Origin of the sequence: Paenarthrobacter sp. TAF1 (assembly GCF_052113825.1) — a bacterium.
Taxonomy (GTDB): Bacteria; Actinomycetota; Actinomycetes; order Actinomycetales; family Micrococcaceae; genus Arthrobacter; species Arthrobacter nicotinovorans.
The window spans coordinates 24,362-45,459 of sequence record NZ_JBFRDO010000017.1; the positions used below are offsets into that span (position 1 = coordinate 24,362).

The 21,098-nt window shown below is 63.7% G+C and carries 18 protein-coding genes and 2 riboswitches; of the genes, 7 read left to right on the forward strand and 11 right to left on the reverse strand.

The annotated features are described in order from the left end of the window. A complete protein-coding gene (locus tag AB4Y81_RS17775) occupies positions 1 to 1,662 on the reverse strand; it encodes an ABC-F family ATP-binding cassette domain-containing protein (protein WP_189076039.1) in 1,662 nt (553 codons plus the stop codon). Between the two features lie 209 nt (positions 1,663 to 1,871). Here AB4Y81_RS17775 and AB4Y81_RS17780 point away from each other — a divergent pair, with 209 nt between their 5' ends. From AB4Y81_RS17780 to AB4Y81_RS17810, 7 genes are all read left to right on the forward strand, one after another. After that, entirely contained in the window at positions 1,872 to 2,594 is a 723-nt protein-coding gene (locus AB4Y81_RS17780) for a hypothetical protein (RefSeq protein WP_018779588.1), read from the forward strand. Next, positions 2,591 to 3,298, forward strand: a complete 708-nt coding sequence (locus AB4Y81_RS17785) for a hypothetical protein (protein WP_018779587.1) — start codon at positions 2,591 to 2,593, stop codon at positions 3,296 to 3,298. The genes AB4Y81_RS17780 and AB4Y81_RS17785 overlap by 4 nt, the downstream gene beginning before the upstream one ends. A 237-nt stretch (positions 3,299 to 3,535) precedes the next feature. Further along, positions 3,536 to 4,351 carry an amino acid ABC transporter substrate-binding protein gene (locus AB4Y81_RS17790; protein WP_039240027.1) on the forward strand — a complete coding sequence of 272 codons (816 nt, stop codon included), beginning with the start codon at positions 3,536 to 3,538 and terminating at the stop codon, positions 4,349 to 4,351. Further along, the gene (locus tag AB4Y81_RS17795) at positions 4,352 to 5,011 is read left to right on the forward strand and encodes an amino acid ABC transporter permease (RefSeq protein ID WP_018779585.1); all 660 of its coding nucleotides are present in this window, start codon (positions 4,352 to 4,354) and stop codon (positions 5,009 to 5,011) included. Beyond that, positions 4,998 to 5,786: an amino acid ABC transporter ATP-binding protein gene (locus tag AB4Y81_RS17800; protein ID WP_441996368.1), complete on the forward strand. Its 789-nt coding sequence runs from the start codon at positions 4,998 to 5,000 to the stop codon at positions 5,784 to 5,786. The genes AB4Y81_RS17795 and AB4Y81_RS17800 overlap by 14 nt, the downstream gene beginning before the upstream one ends. A gap of 14 nt (positions 5,787 to 5,800) precedes the next feature. Further along, on the forward strand, positions 5,801 to 6,712 hold the full coding sequence (locus tag AB4Y81_RS17805; protein WP_064723373.1) for a hypothetical protein: 912 nt from the start codon (positions 5,801 to 5,803) through the stop codon (positions 6,710 to 6,712). 3 nt (positions 6,713 to 6,715) lie between these two features. Then, the gene (locus tag AB4Y81_RS17810; RefSeq protein WP_079581235.1) at positions 6,716 to 7,747 is read left to right on the forward strand and encodes a hypothetical protein; all 1,032 of its coding nucleotides are present in this window, start codon (positions 6,716 to 6,718) and stop codon (positions 7,745 to 7,747) included. 48 nt (positions 7,748 to 7,795) lie between these two features. On the opposite strand, the gene AB4Y81_RS17815 is transcribed toward AB4Y81_RS17810, so the two are convergent. The 10 genes from AB4Y81_RS17815 to AB4Y81_RS17860 form a co-directional block, all read right to left on the reverse strand. Beyond that, the gene (locus AB4Y81_RS17815; RefSeq protein WP_441996369.1) at positions 7,796 to 10,825 is read right to left on the reverse strand and encodes an alpha-mannosidase; all 3,030 of its coding nucleotides are present in this window, start codon (positions 10,823 to 10,825) and stop codon (positions 7,796 to 7,798) included. A gap of 173 nt (positions 10,826 to 10,998) precedes the next feature. Continuing rightward, positions 10,999 to 11,862, reverse strand: a complete 864-nt coding sequence (gene fdhD / locus AB4Y81_RS17820; RefSeq protein ID WP_018779580.1) for a formate dehydrogenase accessory sulfurtransferase FdhD — start codon at positions 11,860 to 11,862, stop codon at positions 10,999 to 11,001. Between the two features lies 1 nt (position 11,863). Then, positions 11,864 to 14,170, reverse strand: coding sequence for an FdhF/YdeP family oxidoreductase (locus tag AB4Y81_RS17825; protein WP_018779579.1), 2,307 nt, complete (start codon positions 14,168 to 14,170; stop codon positions 11,864 to 11,866). A 30-nt stretch (positions 14,171 to 14,200) separates the two neighbouring features. Beyond that, positions 14,201 to 15,544: a molybdopterin molybdotransferase MoeA gene (locus tag AB4Y81_RS17830; RefSeq protein ID WP_441996370.1), complete on the reverse strand. Its 1,344-nt coding sequence runs from the start codon at positions 15,542 to 15,544 to the stop codon at positions 14,201 to 14,203. Next, positions 15,541 to 16,437, reverse strand: coding sequence for an NTP transferase domain-containing protein (locus AB4Y81_RS17835; RefSeq protein WP_079581237.1), 897 nt, complete (start codon positions 16,435 to 16,437; stop codon positions 15,541 to 15,543). Before AB4Y81_RS17835 ends, AB4Y81_RS17830 begins: the two co-directional genes overlap by 4 nt. A gap of 42 nt (positions 16,438 to 16,479) precedes the next feature. Continuing rightward, positions 16,480 to 16,980: an HNH endonuclease gene (locus AB4Y81_RS17840; protein WP_039240018.1), complete on the reverse strand. Its 501-nt coding sequence runs from the start codon at positions 16,978 to 16,980 to the stop codon at positions 16,480 to 16,482. A 216-nt stretch (positions 16,981 to 17,196) separates the two neighbouring features. Next, a complete protein-coding gene (locus tag AB4Y81_RS17845) occupies positions 17,197 to 17,979 on the reverse strand; it encodes an NlpC/P60 family protein (protein ID WP_039240017.1) in 783 nt (260 codons plus the stop codon). A 94-nt stretch (positions 17,980 to 18,073) separates the two neighbouring features. Continuing rightward, positions 18,074 to 18,748 (reverse strand): C40 family peptidase, encoded by a 675-nt coding sequence (locus tag AB4Y81_RS17850; protein WP_035734251.1) that lies wholly within the window; start codon positions 18,746 to 18,748, stop codon positions 18,074 to 18,076. A gap of 61 nt (positions 18,749 to 18,809) precedes the next feature. Next, positions 18,810 to 18,971: riboswitch (cyclic di-AMP (ydaO/yuaA leader) on the reverse strand. Between the two features lie 145 nt (positions 18,972 to 19,116). Then, positions 19,117 to 19,953, reverse strand: coding sequence for a M23 family metallopeptidase (locus AB4Y81_RS17855; RefSeq protein ID WP_018779573.1), 837 nt, complete (start codon positions 19,951 to 19,953; stop codon positions 19,117 to 19,119). Positions 19,954 to 19,957: 4 nt separating this feature from the next. Then, positions 19,958 to 20,198: riboswitch (cyclic di-AMP (ydaO/yuaA leader) on the reverse strand. Positions 20,199 to 20,393: 195 nt separating this feature from the next. Further along, the gene (locus AB4Y81_RS17860; protein ID WP_018779572.1) at positions 20,394 to 21,089 is read right to left on the reverse strand and encodes a metal-dependent transcriptional regulator; all 696 of its coding nucleotides are present in this window, start codon (positions 21,087 to 21,089) and stop codon (positions 20,394 to 20,396) included. Positions 21,090 to 21,098: the final 9 nt, after the last annotated feature.

The following is a 21,098-nucleotide window of genomic DNA, read 5'->3' on the forward strand; positions in this document are numbered from 1 at the left end:
TTACTTCTCCTGGCTTGGGGTGTGGTGGAGTTCCCGGACTTGTCCGTTGTCCAGGTGCCACCGCGAATCGAGACGGACGTTTTCCAGCAGCCGGCGGTCGTGGGTGACCAGCAGGAGCGCACCGTCGTAGCTCTCCAGCGCTTCTTCAAGCTGTTCGATCGCCGGAAGGTCCAGATGGTTGGTGGGCTCGTCCAGCACCAGCAGGTTCACGCCGCGGGCCTGCAGCAATGCGAGCGCAGCCCGGGTCCGCTCCCCCGGGGACAACGAGTCCACAGTGCGTGAGGTGTGGTCCGCTTTGAGCCCGAATTTGGCCAGGAGGGTGCGGACGTCTGCGCTGTTCCAGTCCACGAGCACGGCTTCCACCGCGTCGCCGAGCGGCTGCCCGCCGTCGAGCAATCCGCGTGCCTGGTCGATTTCGCCGATGGCGACGGACGCGCCCATGGAGGCAACGCCGTCGTCGGGTTGTTGCGTCCCCAGCAGCAGGCGCAACAAGGTGGACTTGCCGGCGCCGTTCGGACCCGTGATGCCGATCCGCTCCCCACCGTTGAGTTGGAGGTTCACCGGTCCCAGCGTGAAGTCGCCCTGGCGCGCGACGACGTCACGCAAGGTCGCGACGACGGCACTTGAGCGGGGTGCCTGGCCGATGCTGAACTGCAGCTGCCACTCCTTGCGGGGCTCCTCCACCTCAGTGAGCCGGGCAATGCGGGACTCCATCTGGCGGACCTTCTGCGCCTGCTTCTCCGACGATTCGACGCTGGCGGCCCGGCGGATCTTGTCGTTGTCCGGGTTCTTCTTCATGGCGTTGCGGACACCTTGGGAGCTCCACTCCCGCTGGGTGCGCGCGCGGGAAACAAGGTCCGCTTTGGTATTGGCGAACTCCTCGTAGCGCTCCCGGGCGTGGCGTTTGGCCACCGCGCGCTCTTCGAGGAAGGCTTCGTAGCCGCCGTCGTAGACAGCTACCGAGCTCTGGGCCAGGTCCAACTCCACCACTGTGGTGACGCAGCGGGCCAGGAATTCGCGGTCGTGGGAAACCAGCACCACTCCGCCGCGCAGGCCCTGGACGAAGGCTTCAAGGCGTGCCAGCCCGTCGAGGTCCAGGTCATTGGTGGGTTCGTCCAGGAGCACTACATCGAAGCGGCTCAGCAGCAGCGCCGCCAGAGCCACGCGGGCGGCCTGGCCACCGGAAAGGCCGGTCATCAGTGCCTCGGTGCCAACCTCCAGCCCGAGATCGGCCAGAACGGCGGGAATGCGGTCTTCCAGGTCTGCCGCGCCGGAGGCCATCCAGCGGTCGAAGGCAAGGGAGTAGGCGTCGTCGGCTCCTGCGGCACCTGAGCCGAGGGCTTCGGCAGTGGATTCCATCTCGGTGGTGGCTTGCGCGCAACCGGTGCGTCGGGCGATGTAGCCGGCGATGGTTTCGCCTTCGGTGCGCTCGTGTTCCTGCGGCAGCCAACCCACGAACGCATCCGAGGGTGCAAGGCTGAGGCTGCCTTCCTGCGGCTGGTCGACGCCCGCCAGGATACGGAGCAGCGTTGATTTTCCGGCGCCGTTGGCTCCCACTACGCCCACCACGTCGCCGGGCGCCACCGTGAGGGACAGCTTGGAAAAGAGTGTGCGGTGGCCATGCCCACCGGCCAGTTCCTTGGCCACCAAGGTTGCAGTCATTTGTCTATCCTCCAGCAAGGAAACGCAGATCATCAGGCCCCGATTCCCGCGGGCATGGAAAAACCCGCTGGTCCGGACTTGGGGGGTGTACGGACCAGCGGGTTCAATCATCAAGCATAATTCAATGTGGCGTCGGCGTAAAATCGATCTGTACTCCCACTTACCGCAATTTGCCGGTTTGCCGCGCCCCACATCACAGAGAGTTCCACATGCCCTTACAGTCCAAGGCGTTCCAGCGCTGGCTTCATGGCGTTGCGCCCGATGCCAGCACGGCGGACGTCTGCAGGATCGCCGGCATCAAACGGACAACCCTGGCCCAGCAGCTGGTCCGCGGCAAGGTGGCCGAGTCCACGCTGGTGAGCATCAGCCGGGGCTTCAACATCAACCCTGTGCAGGCCCTGGCCACTTTCGACCTCTACTCCGATCTCCGCGGCGACCCCGTTCCGCCCACGGGCTGCGAACTGGTCAGCCAAGTTGCCACGATCGATCTTCTGCGTGCCGTAGTGGAGCGCAGCGAGCCCGGCTCCGCGCCCGTGGCCCGCCTTTCGGAACCACCTCACCCCACCTCCGTGCGCAACTGGGTGGACGCAATCGACGACGGCGAGTTGCGGCACCGGGTCAGCGACACCACCGGCATCGCGCCCCAGAATTTCTCGGCCCACCTGACAGCCAACAGGCTTCCGCCGGAGCTGGCGATTGCCACCTCCCGTGCGGCCGGGGTGGGACCGGCAGGAGGGTTGGTGGCCGGAGGACTGATCACCGAAGCCGAAGCCGGCTGGCCACCCAATGCACGCCGGGAGGCCTTGGACGCAATGTCCCAAAGTGCACTGGTGACCCTTGCCGGTGAGCGGCTGCTGGCATTGGGAAAAACCCTCCGCCGCCAGGAACAAGACCACGAACGAACTGAACGAATTTGGGAGAACCTCGGATGACGGCTGTCCTGCCCTGGGTCACGCTGGCAGTTTGCCTGGCGATTACGATCGCACGGATTCCGAGCGCACTGCGTGGGGAGAACCGCGTTGTCTTCTACATCTTTTCGTTGATCTCACTGAGCATCTTCATCAGCATCGAGGCGCCCTACCTTGTCATCGACGGCTGGCTTGGCGGGATGAACGTTGGGAACCTGATTCTGCGTTTCCTGCTGTATGCGACGTTCTTCTTCATGGGCATCAAGATCGCCACCGCGTTCGGCTCCCAATCGGCAGTGCGGGCCATCCGCGGGCCACTGGGTATCACGGTTGCCGCAATCGTGGGCGTGCTGACCATCTACTTTTTCCTCATCACCGACACCCGGGGCTCGTCGGCGGGGATGAGCGGGCTGGTGTGGGGGCCGTCGTTGGAGGCCTATGCCTTTATGGGCCGCTTCTACCCGGGATTCGTTGCTGCCTGCCTGGTGCCGGCCATCTGGCGMACGGTGGCGAGCCAGGCGCCTGTGTTGCTGCGCGTCGCCTCGGGCCTGCTTTTGCTGGGACTTTCGTTGCTTTTGCTGTCACAGCTTTTTCCGCTGATCCCGTTTTCGGAGGCCTGGCTGCGGGTGCTGATCAACTACTCCGCAGCCATGTTCACGTGCATCGGATTGGCCGGAATCTGGTTCTCGAAAGCAGTTGCGCGTCGAAAACGGCGTCTCTCAGCGTAAGACTTTCACAAAACCATTAGATCGTGGCACAATCATGAATGTGTGAACGCGGCTGCAGCCTGACACCGGAATCAGAGAACGGGTTTCCGGTGGATGTGGCGCCCACGGGATCACAATTGGGGGGATGAGTGGTGGCGGGCTGTTGGGGACCGCCCCCACTCAGCCTTTTTAACGCACCTTTACCTGGCACTGGTGTCCACCGCCGTGCCCGTTCCCTCCGGTGACTAAGATGGCTCCATGAACAGCCTCCGCACCCGACGTTCCATCCTTGCCGCCACCTTGGCTTCCGCTGCCCTCGCTCTTTCGGCGTGCGGTGGTGGCTCAACGCCGGCGCAGTCCGGCGGGGACACCTCCCTCTCTGACGTGAAGTCCAAGGGCGAACTGGTAATTGCCACCGAGGGCACCTACCGCCCGTTCAGCTTCCACGCCGAGGGAGCCGGCGACCTCACCGGATTCGACGTCGAGATTGCGCAGGCCGTCGCCGGGAAGCTCGGCGTCAAGGCGTCTTTCCAGGAGACCCAGTTCGACGGCATCTTCGCAGGCCTCGACTCCAAGCGTTTCGATACCATCGCCAACCAGATCTCCATCAACGACGACCGCAAGGCCAAGTACGAGTTCTCCACCCCGTACACGATCTCCACCGGCGTAGTGGTCACCAAGTCGGACAACTCCAGCATCAACAGCTTCGCCGACCTCAAGGGCAAGACCACCGCCCAGTCCCTCACGAGCAACTTCTACAAGATGGCCGTGGAAGCCGGCGCCAATGTCCAGGCCGTTGAAGGATGGGCCCAGTCCGCCACGCTGGTCCAGCAGGGTCGTGTGGACGCCACGGTGAACGACAAGCTCACCTACCTGGACTATGCCAAGACCACTCCCGACTCCGGCTTGAAGGTGGCAGCCGAAGCACCGGACAAGACTGAGAGTGCCTTCGTCTTCCGCAAGGGTTCCAGCGAGCTCACCAAGGCCGTGGACAAGGCTCTTGAAGACCTCCGCGCGGACGGAACCCTGGCGAAGATTTCGGACAAGTACTTCGGCGCGGACGTCACCAAATAGATGAACTGGGACCTCATCTGGAGTTCCTTCGGACCACTCATCACCGGCGCCGTGACAGGGACCATCCCCCTGACACTGGCTTCCTTCGCCTTTGGCTTGTTGCTGGCCTTGGTAGTGGCCCTGATGCGCCTGAGCCCCAACCGGTTGTTGTCCGGCATTGGCCGGTTTTATGTCTCGGTCATCCGCGGCACTCCCCTGCTGGTGCAGCTGTTCGTGATCTTCTTCGGACTGCCCAGCATCGGTGTGCGGCTTGATCCGTGGCCCAGTGCCATCATCGCGTTTTCGTTGAATGTGGGTGGTTACGCCGCCGAGATCATCCGCGCCGCCATCCTTTCCGTGCCCAAGGGCCAATGGGAAGCCGGGCACACCATCGGCATGTCCAACCGGCAGACGCTGGTACGGATCATCCTTCCGCAGGCTGCCCGGGTCTCGGTTCCACCGTTGTCCAACACCTTCATTTCCCTGGTGAAGGACACGTCCCTCGCATCACTGATCCTGGTCACCGAACTGTTCCGGAACGCCCAGCAGATCGCCGCTTTCAGCCAGGAGTTCATGGCCTTGTACCTGCAGGCAGCCCTGGTCTACTGGGTGATCTGCCTGGTTCTGTCCACGGCGCAGTCCGCGGTCGAAAGAAGATTGGACCGCTATGTCGCCCACTGATCCGTCATCCATGGTCCTGGAGGCAAGGAACCTCGCCAAGGCCTTCGGCAGCAACACAGTATTGCGGGACATCGATATCACCATCCGCCGCGGCCAGGTGGTGGCCCTGATCGGGCCTTCCGGCTCCGGTAAGACCACGGTCCTGCGTTCGCTCAACGGCCTGGAAGTTCCCGACGCCGGTACGGTCACCTTCGGCAGCGGCGATGCCTCGAGCGGGCTGGCCATTGATTTCGGGGCCAAGGTGGGCAAGAAGGAGATCGCAGCGCTCCGCGACCGCAGCGCCATGGTTTTCCAGCACTACAACCTGTTCCCGCACATGACGGTGCTCAAGAACGTCATCGAGGGGCCCGTCCAGGTGCAGAAGCGGCCAAAGGCGGAAACCATCGCGGAGGCTGAGCGCCTCCTGGAACGCGTGGGCCTGGCGGACAAACGCGATGCCTATCCGTTCGAGCTTTCCGGCGGCCAGCAGCAGCGTGTTGGCATCGTCCGGGCCCTCGCCCTCAAGCCGCAGCTCCTGCTGTTCGACGAGCCCACGTCCGCCCTGGACCCGGAGCTTGTGGGTGATGTCCTGGGCGTCATCAAGGAGTTGGCCGAGGAAGGCTGGACCATGGTGATCGTGACGCACGAACTCGCCTTCGCCCAGCACGTTGCCGACGAGGTGATCTTCATGGACGGTGGAGTCGTGGTCGAACGTGGCCCGGCCGCCGAGGTACTGCGGGCACCACGGCAGGAACGTACCAAGCTCTTCGTGAAACGGCTCCAACACGACGTATAGCCTTTTTCAAAAATATGGGGGATCAGACTTTGGAAGAGACGAACAAGGACTCCGGGCGCAGCAATTCCCGGCGTACAGGCATCATTGTTGTCGTGGTGGTCCTGGCCTTGGCCGCCGGGGGGTTCGGCGCCTGGTTCGCCTTTCTCCGGCCAACCGGAGTGCAGCGCGCGGACGTGGAGCGGCTGGACAAGCAACGGGGCATCGTGGATCGCTCCATGAACCTTTACGACCCCCTGCTTGAGGAGTTCACGGCACGGTACACCAACGTGGTCGCCGAGGAAGAGGGCGATCAGGAAAAAGAGCAGGTGTTCACCCGGGAAAGCGATGTGATCAAACGCGAGTCGGCCGCCAACACCGGCAGGCTCGACGCCATGGCCGCTTCTCCCGTGGCGCAGGAGGCAGAGATTGCCGAGGCGTTCCGGCGGTTCAAGGACCAATACGTAGCGGTGATCGCCTACAACGACCAGCGACTCATCAATACGGCCAACATCACCCGTTCTGTGGGTGGACCGTGCGCCCCGCTCCACAGGGACCTGAACGTCAGCGGTGGCGACTATGCGCAGGAGTACGTCAAGACGGCCGATTCCTGCCTGCTGGCCTTGGCAGGTGCCAAGGACAAGGCAGATGCGGACACGGTCCAACTCCTTCAGGGGATCGAAGGCATCGTCAAAGGACAACGCGACAAGCAGCAGGAAGTCCTGGACGCGACGGATGACCTCGGACGCCTCGCCAAAAGCACCACCGCGGGAGTGGCCTTGCTCGACATCAATGATGCACTGAACAAGGTCCGCACCACGTATGAGGACGCCGTGAAGGCCAGCTCAACCAAACTCGTCGACGACGCAAATGCCGCCAATGCCGAGCTCGAACGTGTCCTGAAATCCCGGCTGGACCAGTTCAAGGCCTCCGGCCAGGAGGGGAAATAGGCCATGACCTACGAGAACCCCGGGGTCACCCCCGAACCCGCCCGCTCACGCCGCCGCCCCGTCATCCTGGTGACCTGCATTGTCCTTGCCGTGCTGGTGATCGCCGTCGGCGCCCTTGTGGCCGTCAACAACTTCGCCGGACAGCAAAAGGCCGAAAGCCTTTCCGCGTTGAAGGGAGACCGCCTCAACGCACTGGGCGACGCCAGGGGCAAGGTCCAGCCGGCAGCCAATGCGTACCTGGCCGCCTACAAGAAGGCCCGGAACGCCCCTGCCTCGCGGGACCAGGCCGTGAAGGACAGCCAAAAGGAAAAGGACGAATTCCAGCAGGCATCGAAGTCCGCCCGCTCTGCCCTGCAGGGGCTGAAGTCAGGGAATGACTCCGTCGACACTCCCGTCGGCGTCGCTGTTCACCAGCTGGTCGAATCCCACGAGGACTACTTTGACTACATGGAAGGCCTGGTGGAGTCCTACCCGCAATTTGAGGGCCTCTTCCGCGATGACGACGCGGCCCGATGCAACGGCCTGTTCGTCGGCTCGAAAGCATCCACCCTCCGGGAACGCCAAACCCTGCTTGCCCAGGCTGCGGAGCCTTGCCGGAAGGCGGCAAGCGATCTGTTGCAGTCAAAGAACAATGCCTACGTGGAGTTCGCCCGGACGTTCGACAACAAGGTAGCTGAGCTGCAGGAACGCGCCGAAGTTACGGCCAAGGGCGAAGAAAACTACGCTGGGTTTGTCCGGCTCAAGGACGACCTCGTCAAAAGGGCGGATGATGCTGAGGCACGCAACGCCCCGGAGGCGGAAGTGCAGAAAATTGCCGATGACGCCAAGGCAGTTAACGCCCAAATACGTACAAACCGCTCGGAGTTCGACTTCGCAGCCAAGCGCTACCTGGCCGGAGTGAAGGAGATGCCCTCCACAGTGGAGAATGTCTTTGCCAAAGAGGTCTCAGCCGACATCAAGCACTTCGACGCGGTGATCCCGGCCAGGGAGCAGATCCTCAAAGACACGATCGACGTCGAGTTGACCACCAAGTAGGCAGTCGTTGAGGGTCCTGCGCTTCTGTGCAGGACCCTCAACCGCTTTTTACCTGGAAAAACGCAGCGTGACCAGCTGGAACGGACGCAGCGCCAGGCTGACAGCGGAGTCGTCCTTCACCGTCACGCCAGGGGCGTCGGTGGCGCGCTCCAGCAAGTCCGTGGCAGTGGCTCGCCTGGCATCGAAGCCAGGCTTAACCAGGGCAACTGACCGCTCCCCCAGTGATTCGTAGAGCCGCACTATGACATCACCCGAACCGTCCTCAGCCAGCTTCACGGCTTCGACCACGATTGCCGGGTTGGATACGAAAACCACTGGGTCCACCGCATGTCCGCCGGTAACGAACCGCGGACGGAGATTAGTGCGGTAGCCCTCCTCCACGGCGTCGGCGATTGCGGCGCCGGGCCTGATGGACAGCTCGAGCGTGTGCTCGCCCCTGTCTGCTTCCGGATCCGGGAAACGGGCCGAACGCAGCAGCGAGGTGCGGACCGTCGTCGTCGTTCCGCCGTCGTCGCGGACCGCCCTGGTGACGTCGTGTCCGTAGCTGGAAGCGTTGCTGATGGCCACGCCGTAGCCGGGTTCGGACACGTGGATCCAACGGTGCGCGCAGATCTCGAACTTCGCCGCTTCCCACGAGGTATTGGTGTGGGTAGGCCGGAAGACATGGCCGAACTGGGTCTCCGAGGCCGATCGGTCCGCCCTGACGTCCAGGGGGAAGGCGATCTTCAGCATCTTCTCCCGTTCCTGCCAGTCCACCGTAGTGGAGATCCCCAGCGACCTGGCGCCGGCGTCGAGCGTCAGGCGTTGGGTGATGGTTGAGCTGCCCACCGCGCGCTTAACCACGACGACGGCTCCGTTGGGTGTCCGCTCCAGCTCAATTCCTTCTGCCTGGGTCAACGGAGTGACGTTGCGGCGGTAGAACTCCTCGATGTCCCAGGCGTCCCATTCATTGGGGGTGTCCCGGAACAATTCGAGCAGATTGCCGGCCTGCCCCGGAGCGATGGCTTCCCTGCCGCTGGCATGGTCCACCACGGAGGTCAGGAGGCCGTTGGCGTCCACCACAACCCGGATCAGTCCGTTATCCAGTACGAAACCATCGCCGGACTGGTCCACCTCAACCACGGAATCGTCGTGGCTGATCTTCGCGATGCCAAGAGCGGGCACGCCATGACGCTGGTGCGGAGCGGCGTTGAGCAGGAACTCCTCGTTGCCCGGCCCTGCCAACGCCTGGGCCGCGTGGGTGATGATCCGTTCAAGATCGCGGGAAATGGCCTCATAATTCCGCTCGGCATCCTGATGGACCCACGCGATGGAGCTGCCGGGAAGGATGTCATGGAATTGCTGGAGAAGAACCAGCCGCCACAGCCGCTTCAGTTCCTCGCGGGGATACTCGTATTCGTTGCCCAGCCGGACAGCAGCCGTGGTGCACCACAGCTCTGCCTCGCGAAGGAGGTGTTCGCTGCGCCGGTTGCCCTTCTTGGTCTTGGCCTGGCTCGTGTAGGTTCCTCGGTGCATCTCCAGGTACATCTCCCCCACCCAAACGGGAAGGTTGGTGTACTCGGCTTCCGCTTTGGTGAAGAAGTCCTTGGCCGTGCCCATCCGGACCTTCGGTGAGCCTTCCAGGTTCTCCGTGCGGTGTGCCGCAGCCACCATTTCGCGCGTTGGTCCGCCACCGCCGTCGCCGTATCCGAAGGGCACCAGCGACATGGTGCCGCGGCCGTGCTCACGGTAGTTGCGCTCGGCGTGCGCCAGCTCGCGGCCATGAAGCTCGGCGTTGTAGGTGTCCACCGGTGGGAAGTGGGTGAACAAGCGGGTGCCGTCAATGCCTTCCCAGGAGAAGGTGTGATGCGGCATGCGGTTGACCTTGTTCCAGGAAATCTTCTGCGTGAGGAACCACCGGGATCCCGCTTCCTTGACGATCTGCGGAATCGCGCCGGAATAGCCGAAGGAATCGGGGAGCCAGGCTTCCCGGCATTCGATGTCGAACTCCTTGAGGAAGAAGCTCTTGCCTTCCACGAACTGCCGCGCCATGGCCTCGCCGCCGGGCATATTGGTGTCCGATTCCACCCACATGCCACCCACGGGGACGAACTGGCCGGCCTTCACTTTCTCGCGGATGCGCACAAAGAGCTCGGGGAAGTATTCCTTGATCCAGGCCATCTGCTGTGCCGAGGAGCAGGAGAACACAAAGTCCGGATCTTCGTCCATGAGCGCCACCACGTTGGAGAACGTCCTGGCGCACTTGCGGATGGTTTCGCGGACAGGCCACAGCCAGGCTGAGTCGATGTGTGCATGGCCCGTCGCCAGGAGTTCGTGGGCTGAGGCATACGCGGGACGGCCCAGCACCTCCCTGAGGGCCTCACGGCCGGCTGCGGCGGTACCGGCGACGTCGTCCGGGTCCATGATGTCCAGCATGCGTTCAAGGGCGCGCAGGATCTCGTGGCGGCGGGGCAGCTCCATGGGCAGCTCATGCATCAGGCCGGTGAGCGTCCAGATGTCCTGGTTGAGTTCCCAGACGGTCTCGTTGAGCTCGGCGATGGCGATCCTGCCAAGGCGGTACCGTGGCTCGTCGCCGGAAGTGGCCTTGTCCCCGAGCGGAGTGGGGGCAAAGGACCAGCCCTGCGCCACATCCGGGTTGGCCGCCGCTTCCACATAGAAGTCAACGGATTGTCCGCCACCCAGCAGCTTCAGCGGAACGTGGTAATTCCGGGGCGATATCGCTTTGATGATGCTTCCATCGGCACGCCAGGCAGTTCCTTCGCACTGGAAACCCGGGACGTCGCTGTTGAAGCCGAGATCCACGATGATCTCCACAGCGGTCGCATCGGACATGCCCCAGTCCGGCGGAACCTCGCCCTGCAGACGCAACCACTTGGTGCTCCATGCCTTACCCCAGGGCGCCCCGGGCTCCTGCGGTGTGAACAGTTGGCGCATCGCTTCTGCGGCCGGCACCGGTTCTCCGGGTACATCCCAGCTGCTGAGTTCAAGCGGTATCGCCCTGCCGTAAATGGCCGGAAGAATGCGGTCCCGAACAAATCGGTCGAGACGCTGTTCAGTGATCCGGCGGTCGTCGTGCAATTATTTCCCCTTTGGGCGTTGGCTGGGCGGCCAGGCTTGGTGACCCGGCCCCGGCGTGCTTGGCGTGGACGGCATTTATGGTTTTCGCCGCGCTTCCAATCGATGGATAAAATCTACGGCGTTCGCGGACAATAGCCAAGTGATTGGACACTATCCCCAGGCACCCACCAGCTTTAACCTGGCTGCCCGACTATCCGGTCCCGGCCGGCGTACACGTTCAGGCTCGATCCCCGGCTGAAGCCCACCAAGGTGATGCCGGACTCCACGGCAAGTTCAGCAGCGAGGCTGGAGGGCGCGCTGACCGCGGCCAGGACGGGGATCCCGGCCATGGCAGCTTTCTGCACCAGCTCAAAAGATGCCCGCCCGGAAACCTGCAGCACGGTACCGCGCAAGGGCAGCTTGCCGGCGCGCAGTGCCCAGCCCACCACCTTGTCCACCGCATTATGCCGGCCGACATCTTCCCGGAGGCACAGCAGCTCGGTGGTGCCGTCGTCGTGAATCCGGAAGAGTCCGGCAGCGTGGACGCCGCCCGTCTTGTCAAAGACCGCCTGTGCCTCGCGGAGCCGGTCCGGAAGTGCGGCCAGCGCCGCCACGGGGATGGTGACGTCGTCCTCCTTGGGGCTGTGGCGGGAGGACTTGCGGACGGCCTCGATCGAGTCCGTGCCGCAAATGCCGCACGAACTGGACGTGTACACGTTCCTGCCCGTGTCAGGGCGCTCCACGTCAGGACGGAGCTGGGCATCCACGACGTTGAATGTCTGAACCCCGTTCTCGTCCTCCCCTGAACAAAAACGCTCGGAAATCAGCTGCGAAGGCTCCCACACAATGCCCTCCGACACCAGGAAGCCCGCCACCAGGTCAAAGTCGTCCCCCGGGGTCCGCATGGTCACCGAGAAGGACATGTCTCCAAGCCGGATTTCCAGGGGCTCCTCCACCGCCAGGACATCTTCCTTGAAACGGACGGGATGCTCCAAAGCCTGGGGCGAACCGTCCAGGACGAACTTGTGCACCTTGCGGCGTTGCGTCACGCGTCCCACGTCAGGATCCGTTCTCCTCATGGTTTACAAAGCGCACAGTCATGGCCTTGTAACCGGGGGTGTTTGATTCCCGGGCCACCAGCTCACGGTGCACCAGGGCATTGGCTTCCGGGAAGTACGCCGCAGCGCATCCCCTGGCGGTCGGGTAACCGATGAGCCGGAACTTGTCGGCCCGGCGCTCGGTTCCGGCGAAGGTGGAGATGACATCCACCAGATCACGGTCATTGAAACCCAGCTCCGTCAGGTCGTCCGGGTGGACCAGGACCACCCGGCGCCCATCCGAGACGCCACGGTAACGGTCATCCAGGCCATAGAACGTGGTGTTGTACTGGTCGTGGCTGCGCACGGTTTGCAGGATCAGGTGGCCTTCGGGCGCCTCAAGGTACTCCAGCGGCCGCACGGAGAACCGGCCCTTTCCGATATCCGTGGCAAAGGTGCGGGAATCACGGGGCGGGTTCGGCAGTACGAAGCCGTTCTTGGTCCGGACCCTTGCGTTGAAGTCCTCAAATCCAGGTATGACGCGCGAGATGTGGTCCCGGATCACGTCGTAATCCTCGGCCATGGCACGCCAGTCCACGCTGTGGTCGTCACCGAAGGTGGCCTGGGCCATGCGGGCTACGATCACGGGTTCGCTGAGCAGGTGTTCGGAGACCGGTTCCAGCCTGCCTTGTGTCTTATGGATGACGGACATGGAGTCTTCCACCGAAAGGAACTGCTTGCCTTTGGGGTGCTTGTCGTCCGTGTCGGTCCGCCCCAGTGTCGGCAGGATCAGCGACGTCCGGCCATGGACAATGTGGGCGCGGTTGGGTTTGGTGGAGATGTGCACGGTCAGCCCGGCCCTCTTCAGGCCCTCCTCCAACGCCGCCGTGTCCGAGCCGGCAGCGGCAAAGTTCCCGCCCATGGAGACGAACACGTCCACGTCTCCCTTTTCCAGGGCGTGCTGTGTTTCCACGGAGTCGTAGCCGTGGTCCCGGGGCATGTGGAAGCCGAATTCCTGGTCCAGGGCAGCCAGGAAGGATTCCTTGGGTTTCTCCCAGATCCCCATGGTGCGGTCGCCCTGCACGTTGGAGTGGCCACGAACCGGACAAGCACCAGCGCCGCGCTTGCCGAAGTTGCCCTGCAGCAAGAGCAGGTTGATGATCTCGCGCAGCGTGTCCACCGAGTGCGGCTGCTGGGTCAGCCCGAGCGCCCAGCAAATGACCGTGGCCTTGGAAGCTGCCATCATCCCGGCAACCTTGGTGATCTCCGCGCGCGAGAGTCCGGTGGCCCGTTCTGTCTCAGCCCAGTCCAGCACGGAACGCGCTTCCCGGTAGGCGTCAAAGCCTTCGGTCTGGCTCTCGATAAAGGAATGGTCGACGACGGTGCCCGGGTTGCGCTTCTCTTCCTCCAGGAGCAGGTGGCCCAGGGCCTGGAACAGCGCGAGGTCGCCACCGACCTTGATCTGCAGGAACTCATCGGCAATGGTGGTGCCGCCACCGATCACGCCGTTGAGGGACTGGGGGTCCTTGAAATTCAGGAGTCCGGCCTCGGGAAGCGGGTTTACGGCCACCACTTTGCCGCCGTTGTTCTTGCAGTCCCGCAGGGCGGACAGCATCCGCGGATGGTTGGTGCCCGGGTTTTGGCCCACTACCAGCACCAGCTCCGAGTGGTGGATGTCCTCCAGCGAAACAGTTCCCTTGCCGATCCCGATGGTGGGGTTCAACGCACTGCCTGAGGACTCATGGCACATGTTGGAGCAGTCCGGCAGGTTGTTGGTGCCCAGGCTTCGTGCGAACAGCTGGTACATGAAGGCGGTCTCGTTGGCTGTCCTTCCGGAGGTGTAGAACACACACTTATCCGGGGTGGTGGCATTGATGTGTTCGCCGATCAAGGCGAAAGCATCGGTCCAGCTGATCGGTGAGTAGTGCGTGTCCCCCGGCCTGATGACGACAGGCTCGGCGATGCGGCCCTGGCTGCCCAGCCAGTACTCGGTTTTGCCTTCCAGTTCGGCAATCGGGTGTTCAGCCCAGAATCCGGCACCGACTGTACGGGTGGTGCTTTCCTCGGCGATGGCTTTGGCGCCATTCTCGCAGAACTCTGCCGGGCTCCGCCTGCCGGTGATCGATTCCGGCCACGCACAGCCGGGGCAATCGAAGCCGTCATGCTGGTTGACCCGCAGCATGGAGCGGACAGTCCGGGTTACACCGGCTTGGGCATAACCGCGCTCGAGGGCGACCGTGACGGCCTTGACACCTGCTGCGGCTCGTTTGGGCGGATGGATTTGCAGGTCATCTTCATTGATGTCCTGTTCGGGAGCGTGCCTGTTCATAGGTCCATCATTGCATCTTGCATCCTGCGCTCAGGCGTCCAGTCCGCTCCAATCGACAGGACCAGCGGGAGCCTTGCGCGGGGGCCGGGCCTGCGTCTTCCGCGGTTTGTCCTCCGGCGGCTTCGGCGCGGGCAGCGGCTTCGCCCAGGGCAAAGGGAAAGCAGGGACCAGTTCCCCCAGCTGGACTCCATGGGGAGGCACAATCATGACCCCGTCAGCGCCGGCCAATCCCCGCATCATTCCCGGACCTGTGTGCTGGGCCGGCGACGCCAGGCCATAGACCAGCCTGAAGGGCATCAGACGCGTTCGCCCCGGATCAGCATCGATGGTGGTGCCGCACGGCACCTCTCCGACGTCAGCCGGGCGGGCATGCCCGAGGGCTGCAAGCAACGGCGCCGCGACAGTGAAGAGAGCCATCATCGCGGCCAAAGGGTTGCCCGGCAGCCCCACCACGAACCTTCCATCAGGAAGTTCCGCCAAAACGGCCGGGTGCCCTGGCCGCATCGCGATGCCATCGATCAGCAGGCGGCCGCCGAGTTCGGCCACGGCCCTCCGGAAGTGGTCCGTTCCGGAGCGCCCGGTCCCGCCGGTCGTGATGACGACGTCGGCCGGCGGCTCTGTTTCTGCGTCCGGTCCGCCTGGTTCCGGCTCAGTATCCTGAAGCGCGGCCATCCATTCCTCGTAGCTGTCACCCACCCGGAGTTGTTCGCCGGCGATTCCGCCCAGCAGTTCCACTACTGCACCTAATTGTGGCCCGAAAGTGTCCCTGACCTGACCCGGTTGCGGGATGCCGCGCTCCACCACTTCCGAGCCTGTCAGGAGGAAGCGGACCAAGGGCTTTCCCAGAACATCCACGTGATCCAGGCCGGCAAGGGCCGCTAGGGCAATGTGCGCGGGGTTCAGGCGTGTTCCGGCCTTGAGCAGGACGTCACCTTCGGCCGCTTCTTCTGCGGCCTTGCGGATGTGCTGGCCGTTGCGGGGCTCCCCCGGCTTGGCGGCGCCGCCAAGCGCGAGAACCGGCAGACCGTCGTCGTCGGTGGTGATGATACCGCTCTCGCTTCGCAAGACGGCCTTGGCGCCGGGCGGAATGAGTCCGCCGGTGACTATCGGGCTCGCTTGGTGGGGCGCCAGACGCTGACCGGGTTCACTGAGGATCCACGGGCCGCTGCCGTTCACTGCCCATCCATCCATCGCGGAGGAGGCATAGTGGGGCATGTCCTGGATAGCCAGGGCATCAGAGGCCAGGGTACGGCCAAGGGCTTTTGCCAGCGAAACCGGCCCCGGGGGTATGGGCGTGGCGGCGTCGAACGCGCGCTGCCGGGCCTCCTGCCATGTGTGTGCCGCGTGGTGGCCCTCGCCGGGGGCCTCCGTCATTCGGCGTCAGTCCCGGTCTCCGAGTACTCCTTGGCGATTTTGCGGGCCAGGTCCAGGGCCGCTTTCATGGAGGCGTCATCGCTGGCCTGGCCAATACCACGGGCCATTCCCGCCGCGAAGCCTGCAATGAAGGTGGTGAGCGGCGCGGCCGGGCGAACCACCGAATGCGCGGCCACTCCTGCCACGGCCAGTACCTCGTTGATGTCTATTTCCACGCCCTCAAGCTCAAACGCCTGCAGCAATATGCGGCACCAGTCCTCGAGCGTTTCTTCCTGGCTCTTCACGTCCGCCTCCAACTCGTAGTCAATACCCAGCACCGCGGCGTCCTCCCACGTATCCACGTCGTCTGTGGACCCCGCGGGGACGTCAACGTCCAGCAGGTTCAGCCTAGCAAGCAGCTTGAACACTGAAGAGTTCGTTAACCCGGAACCCCGGACGGCCGAGGCCACCTCCCGGTCCAGAGCGGCCGTGCTGTAAATGCCCAACAACGGTTGCTTCCGCCCGTCAGCGGATACCGCCATGACCCCTTCCACCGCGGGGTGCGCAGCGAGCACTTCCAACAGGCGGCCGATCCCCTGCGATGCCTTGGGCATATCGCAGGCCAAAACCAGTGTCCAGGGGGATCTCATCCCGGCCGTATCAAGTGCCGACAACCCTGCGGCGATCGCCGCTGCCGGGCCCGCGAAGGCCGGCTCCTCACGCGCGAGCAGCACGGATCCGGGCAAATGCACTCCGTGCTCGCCGGGACCCACCACTACTGTGGCCGCAGCAGCCCGGGCAGCCTCCAGTGCGTGCGAAAGGAGGGTGCCGCCGTCGTACTTCAACGTGGGCTTGGGCACGCCACCGAGGCGGGTGGCCCTGCCACCCGCCAAAACAACGGCGTTGAACTCCATCCGCCCAGCGTACCCGGACGGCGGGAGCTCAGCAGAAATCGATCAGGCAGCGGATTCCGGCAGAAGGAACGGGTCCCAGTCCGGCGCAGGTTTCTCGAGTTCTTTGATCTGCCACATGGTCCCCTGGGGCACACCGGGTTTGAAACGGAGTTTCCAGCCCATTTCGGCAAGTGTGTGGTCGCTCTTGGCGTTGTTGCATTTCAAGCACGCCGCAACCAGGTTTTCCCAGGAATCCGCGCCGCCCCTGGACTTGGGGTGGACGTGGTCTATGGTGTGGGCTGTTTTCCCGCAGTAGGCGCAACGGTGACCGTCGCGGCGAAGAACCCCGCGGCGACTCACGGCAGTGATCTTGTTGTACTTGGGGCGGATGTAGCGGTTAAGGAGGATCACGGAGGGGCGTCCGAGAATCTCCTGTGGCCCGACGACAGGCTCGTCGCCTTCGGCCACTACGCTTGCTTTCCCAGTGAGCACAAGGACCAGCGCCCGGCGGAATGTTATTACCGCCAGCGGTTCATATCCAGCATTCAGAACGAGTGTGCGCATGCACGTACCTCTTCACGGCCGCACCCGTCAGGGGCACGAGGGCCGGCTGCCCTCTGCATGTACGGGCTGTGGATCGACAACACAAGGGTAAGCACTTATATGCCGTATCAACGAATTTATTTGTCGTTTCGCTCACAGTGTCGGCAAAAGTTCACGCGTGATTAAAGCAAAACACCCCGCAGGCATCTGCCTGCGGGGTGTTCCGGGAGCTGATTGTCAGCCGTTGACGCGGATGAAGACCGGGCCGGAGCCGACGTTGACGCTGAACAGTGCCGTGGTGGATCCGTTCCATCCACCGTGGACTGCCATGCCGTTGCCGACGTACACAGCAATGTGTGCCTGTCCGGCCAAACCGCCGTTGGCGTAGTAGGCGAGGTCGCCGGGCTGTGCCTCGGCTGCACTGACAGTGCGGCCAAGCGACAGGTAACCGGCGGGCCAGTCGTGGAAGTGGATTCCCACTGCTGCCAGGGAGTTGGTGACCAGCATGGTGCAGTCCTGCGTGACACCGAGCTGGGCGTACGCGGCGGCAGCAATTGCTGCGCCGAGTCCGCTGGACGCAGCCGGAGCAGCGGGTGCAGGGGTGGCAGTGCTGACGGCCACTGAGGCGTTCGTGGCCGGAGCCGCGGTGGCGGTGGACTTGGTCGATGCCTTGGCCTCAACCTTTGCCGGAGCCTCTTCAACCACGGGAGCCGGAGCTTCCACGGTGGTGACCACGGGACGCTCGTAAGAGATGGCAACCGTGGAGTCCGCAGCGATGGTGGCCTGGGCAACAGACTGGACATCGAGGGCGGACGTCGACGTCGATTCGCGGTCGACATTCGTCTCAGCAGCATTGGCAGCGATACCGCTGGTCAGCACCAAGCCTGAAGCTGCGGCGATGACTGCTGCCTGGCGGCCGACGCCACCGGCGTTGACGGTGACGGCCTTTGCGATGACGGCAAGCGAGCTGGTCTTGGGGGCCTCAGCGCGGTGCCGTGCAACTTTGTGTGCACTGGTCATTGTTTTCTCTTTCGTATCCGCAGGCAGTTGGGGTACCTGTGGGTAGTGGGTCAGCTGGCAGGGGTACGTCAGCCGGCCCCGAATCGGGTTGTTTCTAGCGGAGGGTGAAGAACGAAGACGTGCCGGTGGAGGCCACGGAGTGCAGCAGGGTTCCCTGGCCCGGGTTCAAAGCACTGATCATCATGCCGTTGCCGACGTAGATGCCTACGTGCGCACCGCCGTTCTGCATGACCAGGTCACCGGGCTGGGGGGCGCTGGTGGGCTTCATGGCCGTCCAGGCGTTGACGCGGGGGATGCTGATGCCGGCCTGGGCGTAGACCCACTGGGTGAAGCCGGAGCAGTCCCAGCCGCTCGGAGTAGTGCCGCCCCATACGTAAGGCGAGCCGATTCCTGTGTAGGCAATCGCTGCGAGCCCGGATGCTGCCGCGCTGGAGGCGGACTCCTTGGCTTCGGAGGACTGGGCAGTGACTGCAGTAGCTTCATCCGCCGTGCGCTCTGTGACCAGGGCCGCACGCTGGACAACCTTGGGGGCTTCCTTGGTGGCCACGACGGGGCTCTCGAAGGAGACGGTGGCAGTTGGCTCTGCAGTGACCACTGCGGTGGCAGCCAGCTGCTGGGTGCTGGAGACTTCCGAGGTGGAGACGTCGGTGTCAGCGGCGTGAGCCGGCAACCCGACAGTAAGGACGAGGCCTGAGGCTGCTGCCAGCACGGCGGCCTGGCGGCCAACGGTACCGGCGTTCGAGGAAACAGCCTTCGAAAGAGTGTTCAACGGGTTCGAACGAACCGATTCAGCGCGATGGCGCGCAGGGGTAGTGCGTGATGACACGTAGGTAGCCTCTCCCAATGCCTGCGAGGTGAGCTGTCGGATTCGGATGGGAGTCATCCGGCCGCGCTGCTTCACTGGGAAACTTTGCGACTTAACCCCAAGGCCTTCATTCGAAGACCAGAAGTGGTTCCCCCGCCCCTGCCAGACGATTTTGCGAACGGACCTTGAGTGGTGGCAGAGCTAGGCAATCCACTCAAGTGCACCGGCCCCCTAAAAAGCCGATGCGCTCTGAAGGTTATAACAATTGAAAGCGAATGTCACATTCAGGTCACGAGGCCTGTCATCAATGCGAGAGAGCACCATCAACTGGCTTAGAGCCAGCCCATGGGGTCAACGACCTCGCCGTTGACCTGTACTTCGAAGTGGAGGTGGCAGCCGGTGGAGGCGCCTGTGGTGCCGCTCAGGGCTACGGTGTCCCCGCGGTTGACCGTCTGGCCCACCTGGACGTTGAAGGACGACAGGTGGTTGTACGTGGTCTCCAGGCCGTTGCCGTGATCCACAACCACGCGGTTGCCTCCGCCGTACTCGTGCCACCCGGCAAAAGTCACTTTGCCTGCTGCAGCTGCATGCACGGCAGTTCCGCATTGGGCCACGAAGTCCTGGCCGCGGTGGAAGTCGCCGGTGCCGCCCGTGAGGGGGCTGACGCGGTAACCGAAGGGGGAAGCGGTGGTGAGCGTGTCGAGGGGGCTGCCGAGGGTGCCCACGGAAGAAGCACGCTGGATGCTGCCGGCCGACTGGGCGCTGAGCAGTTGCTTCAGTTTTCCGTCAGGGTCCGCAGCGGTGGCTACAGCTGCGCGGCTGAAGTCGATTTTGGCTGATGCTGCCGCGGAAACCTCGGGCTGGCTTCCCACAGTGCCGCCAACGGCCAGGGCAGATTCGGACTGTCCCGATTCCGAGGTGGCCATGACGGGGCTGGTGGCCGGCAGGCCGACAGTCAGGGCAAGTCCGGTGGCGGCAAGCGCAACTCCGGCCTTCTGCCCGACGCCACTTGCTGCGGCGAAGTCGGCAACCTGGCGCAACGGGCTCTTACGGCGGCGCACCTGGCGTTCGGTGTCGCGGGGCCGGATCTCCGTTACGACGCGGGCTGGCCGCAGCTCAGTAGCGGGGCCGGACGCACGGCGGCGGCCCCTGACGTTCTGCGATGTCAAACTCTGTTCCTCTCTGAAAAGCCTGCGAAGTTAGCTGTCGGATTCGGGTCAGAGAGTTCAAAGACCCGGTCCGCACGAAGCGCTCACGGCACACAGGTATCCAAGGAGGGACTTGCATCAATGGGCACTTCTGCTGCGGACTTCACCCCAAGGCTGCTTCTTTAGACAGCCGCTTGTGGTTCCCCCGCCTCTGCCAGTGGTGATGGTTCACCCGATCCGCTGGCAGAGCTCGGCTCCGGATCAGGTAACGCTTTGGTATCAGCGCTAGTAGATAACTATAGGGGATTAAGGCCCTTGGTAATAAATTCGTTATCAACAGAAAGACGCCTGCGGCGGCGGGCCCTTATCATCAATTTCGAAAAACCGCAGGTCACACGCGCGCCAAAGCCCCTCAAAGTGAGGTTTGACACTGCCGGGAGGGTTGTCGGACCGGAAGACTGTCAGTTGAGGGACACGAAGACGTGCGCTGCAACTTCAGGCGGGAGCTCCAAGGCTCCTTCGATGCCGGGCACCCGGACGGAGATGTATTCGCCCACGCGCTCGAGGGAGACCGGCGCCCCGGGCCGGATTCCACCCTCATCCAACTGGGTGAGCAGTTCCGGCTCCACCTGGATGGGCTCGGCCAGCCGCGTGACAACCACCCGGGAGTCGGAGGCGTAGCCGTCCATGGCCTGCAGGAGGTTCACGTCGATCCGGGGGAACTGTGTTCCGGCCATGCCTCCCAGTGCTTCCAGTCCCGGAATCGGATTTCCGTAAGGTGACTCGGTGGGATGCTCAAGCAGTTCATAGAGCCGGCGCTCCACGCGCTCGCTCATCACGTGCTCCCAGCGGCAGGCTTCATCATGCACGTATGCCCAGTCGAGTCCGATGACATCGGCCAGGAGCCGCTCCGCCAGACGGTGCTTCCGCATGACTTCGGTGGCACGCTTGCGTCCGACTTCGGTCAGCTCCAGGTGGCGGTCGTTGGACACAATCACCAGGCCATCGCGCTCCATCCGGCCGATGGTCTGGGAGACCGTGGGGCCGGAGTGCCGCAGGCGTTCGGCTATGCGGGCCCTGAGAGCCACAATGTTTTCTTCTTCAAGCTCCAAAATGGTCCGAAGATACATCTCAGTGGTATCGATCAGATCCGTCATCCAGCTCAG